Genomic DNA, 3,337 nt, shown 5'->3' on the forward strand with positions numbered 1-3,337 from the left:
TGCATCAGCGGATGAATAATTATTCCACCGTATGGTATCTAAAAAAGCGGCCCGCGAGCGGGCCGCTTTTGCGCCATATCACCTCTTTTGCCATCACCCATCGGCACTCACCTCCGCATGATGTGCCTGCGCAGATATCAGGGCCTGCTCAGGGGTGTCGTGCACCCCACCACCCTGGTCAAAAAGTAGCCGAGTGATGAAGTGGTGCTGCGCCGAATCGTGCAGCTGCATCACCGTGTCGATAACCTCATCGGGTATCGACGGATCTGCGGCCAGAAAGGCCGCTTGATTAGCAGCGCGATCATCACGACCGGCTCGCAGCCACTGCTGATGCGGATGAGCCAGGTCGCACGGCGCAGTGACGACAGCTCGTATATGTGCAACATCTTTCATGGGATCCTCCAAGGTACGAGAAAAGAACTCTGCCCCAAATACACAACCGGCCCTACCTTTGTGGTAGGGCCGGTTGTGTATAAGGGTGCGTACGATACCAAAGACCAGACCTACCGGGTAGGGCTCAGCAGTAGCACCACGAGCACGCTCGGGCGACACGGTACTGCGCTGGTCGTTTGTATTGTCCGCATACGCATACACTGTAGCGAGCGTGCCGCTTCCTGTCAACGCATTTCTTCCAAAAGTCTGGATAAAATCTACGATATGTCGTAGTATGCGACCAGTCGTCACTTGTACTGTAGAAGAAAGGGGGTTCCCATGCCCATAAAATTGTACCTCGCCGGACCCGATATATTCCTGCACAATGCCGCCGAACGTGCGACAGAGCAGCGACAGCTCTGTACACAATACGGTTTCATCCCGCTCCATCCGCTCGACAACAATCTTGACGTCGCCGGCGGCGGAATGGATACCGCAGATCGCATTTATCGCGCCGACATTGCACAAATAAGGGAATGTGACATTGTAGTAGCCAATTGCAATCCATTCCGAAGTCATTGTGTCATCGACGATGGTACCGCCTACGAGCTCGGATTTGGAAATGCACTCGGGAAACCATCGTATGGATATATCACGGAGCGTATTCCGTTGACAGAGCGAACCATACGACATCTGCCGACTAGTCGCGATGATGCGACCGGCATGCATATCGACAACACCGGCCATCTGGTCACTGACGATTTTGGCACCTCCATCAACCTTATGATGGAGTGCGGAATGCGCTGCATCAGTGGTCGTCTGGTCGAGGGAGGTATCGAAGAGTGCCTCCAAGCCATCAGGGCTGATCTGGATAGGGGCATCTTGCAGCTCTCGTAAAGAGCCATATCGGCCGCCGCGTTTCTCGCGGCGGCCGTTTCGCATATCAACACCGCCACTACACGCATGGTTCGCGACCCCCCGGCAACCCGTGGCCGTACTGCTTTATGTATTTACCCGATGAGTACGAGTACTGCCAGTCTGATGTAGGATACACTCTACTATTCGTGACCGAGCGTACCGTGTTCGACAGCTTCACCCCCTACGCAATAGAAGGTGAAGGGAATGCCGCCGCGCGCTACTGTGTACACCCCGGCAGCTAGCGTAGAGTTGAAGCGTTTAGGGACACAGCTGGTCGGCCGGCTGCCAGAATTCTTCATCTGGGCGACGACAGTACGTGCGCTCGCCGAGCCAGACCAGTATCCAGCCACCATTGGCACGTATGAAGTCAAAGCGATCCTCTCGTCCACCCACCGCATCATCAGGCAGATTCATGCGTCGTACGTAGGCAGAGACACCGGCCTGCGCCGGCGTCACTTCATCGCCGGACGGATATTCGGCCACCAAGGATTCATCGAGCTCATAGAATGAGACGGATACTGTATACATATCATCGTCATAACGAGCCAAATCCCGCTCGCCGGGTATATGCTGTGATAAAAAGCGACCGACAAATCGCTCCGGGGTCTCGCCCTGACGAAGTGTCATGGTCGTCTCTACCAAACTGCTTGTCTCACCGATCTGTACTTCATACGGAAGTGCGGCGTACGCCGTACGGGGACTTTGTGGCACTGTGTCGGTATCAAACTCGATGGTCCGACCTGACTCTTCCACCTCCAGCGGAAGGATGGTACTGAGCAACCGATCAACCGCGTCACGGGCAGAATCACCGGCGTACGGATCACTCGGCCTCGGCTCGACATCAGATGACGGGTCGCCCGGCTCCTCAGTCACATCCGGCTGCACGTCGACTGACTTCTCACTCGCATCGGGCGCCGACGCACCTCCTCGCAGGAGTAGGGCCCCGACGACCAATCCGATGAAGAGCATGAATATAATGCCGTGTAAAAGATACCCTGCTCGCATACGCATATGATAGCATCCCTGGCAAAACCCGACCACCGGGTACAGGCGCAAAAACCCGCCATTTCAGGCAGGAATGGCGGGTTTTTGTGAAGTGTCGCGCACTACTTCTTCGGACGAGGTGTACCAAACAACTTGATGTGTATCGGCACAGAGATGCGCATCATAAGCACCCCTACTGCAACCACCGAAAGTACCAGACGCCCCGGTATATCGCCATCAAAAGTGGTCAGCCAGTACATCCAAAGATCAAACTCTATGAATATGGCTCGAATGACCAAAAGCGCGTAGCCGACAAATCCCAACCCGAGCACAAACTTGATAGTATCCCAAGAGAAATATGGTGCGATTGGCTTAGAGTTGATCACTGTCATGGCACCGAAAATGGTCATAGCGGTCAAACCGAGTGTCACGTCCCATGTCCAGAAATTGTCAGCCAGCCCGTACCAGTATAGCTCCGGATAGAGGACCACCAGGGTGATACTGTAGGCGAAGGAGAACCAAAACCCCATCACACCGATCTGCTTCTGGTATCCGTCGCGCATATTCGGCCACCCGATATAATAACTCAAACTACCGGAAGAAAACGCCATCGCATACAGAAAAGAGGCCGTCGCAGCCATCGCAAATGACACCGCCATGAGCAATTGTGTCGTGGCGGTAAACTCAAGGATGTATACCATGTGTGTACCAAACAGGACAGCCGCGATACTTAGTGCGACTCCCCACTTCTTCGCTTCACTCGGGCCGACGTGTGGCGCGGCACCGGTTTTGTTTTGTGGTGATTTTCCCATATACCTACATCATCATATATTTTGCTCCAAACCTCAACCGTACTTACTCACGTCTACCGTGCAGGCGGTGCGATTGCTATCTCTTAGTGATGGGTGTGGCGATTGCGACGAGCTCGCTGTTGCGCAAAATAAAAGTTTGTGGCAGCCCTAATCACACGAAGCGCCCGCAGGAGACGTAAGATGCGAAGTGTTCGTGTCAGTTCAGACGTAATAGGGACCGAAGAGACCAGGTTGAGCCAATTTTGCCGCCA

At 54.2% G+C, this 3,337-nt stretch carries 4 protein-coding genes; 1 reads left to right on the forward strand and 3 read right to left on the reverse strand.

The annotated features are described in order from the left end of the window. Positions 1-93: 93 nt before the first annotated feature. The gene (locus ACJWXQ_RS03485; RefSeq protein WP_406672154.1) at positions 94-393 is read right to left on the reverse strand and encodes a hypothetical protein; all 300 of its coding nucleotides are present in this window, start codon (positions 391-393) and stop codon (positions 94-96) included. A gap of 318 nt (positions 394-711) precedes the next feature. Here ACJWXQ_RS03485 and ACJWXQ_RS03490 point away from each other — a divergent pair, with 318 nt between their 5' ends. Continuing rightward, on the forward strand, positions 712-1,269 hold the full coding sequence (locus ACJWXQ_RS03490) for a nucleoside 2-deoxyribosyltransferase (protein ID WP_406672155.1): 558 nt from the start codon (positions 712-714) through the stop codon (positions 1,267-1,269). 279 nt (positions 1,270-1,548) lie between these two features. On the opposite strand, the gene ACJWXQ_RS03495 is transcribed toward ACJWXQ_RS03490, so the two are convergent. Next, complete coding sequence (locus tag ACJWXQ_RS03495; protein WP_406672156.1) at positions 1,549-2,301, reverse strand: hypothetical protein; 753 nt, start codon at positions 2,299-2,301, stop codon at positions 1,549-1,551. Between the two features lie 95 nt (positions 2,302-2,396). Continuing rightward, positions 2,397-3,086, reverse strand: a complete 690-nt coding sequence (locus ACJWXQ_RS03500; protein ID WP_406672157.1) for a hypothetical protein — start codon at positions 3,084-3,086, stop codon at positions 2,397-2,399. Positions 3,087-3,337: the final 251 nt, after the last annotated feature.

The organism is Natronospira sp., from assembly GCF_007134575.1.
Classification (GTDB): Bacteria; Pseudomonadota; Gammaproteobacteria; order Natronospirales; family Natronospiraceae; genus Natronospira; species Natronospira elongata.

Excerpts from the sequence above, each read along its gene's own strand:
- ACJWXQ_RS03500 (WP_406672157.1), bottom strand. The coding sequence starts at position 3,086 with ATGGGAAAATCACCACAAAACAAAACCGGTGCCGCGCCACACGTCGGC.
- ACJWXQ_RS03485 (WP_406672154.1), bottom strand. The coding sequence starts at position 393 with ATGAAAGATGTTGCACATATACGAGCTGTCGTCACTGCGCCGTGCGAC.
- ACJWXQ_RS03490 (WP_406672155.1), top strand. The coding sequence starts at position 712 with ATGCCCATAAAATTGTACCTCGCCGGACCCGATATATTCCTGCACAAT.
- ACJWXQ_RS03495 (WP_406672156.1), bottom strand. The coding sequence starts at position 2,301 with ATGCGTATGCGAGCAGGGTATCTTTTACACGGCATTATATTCATGCTC.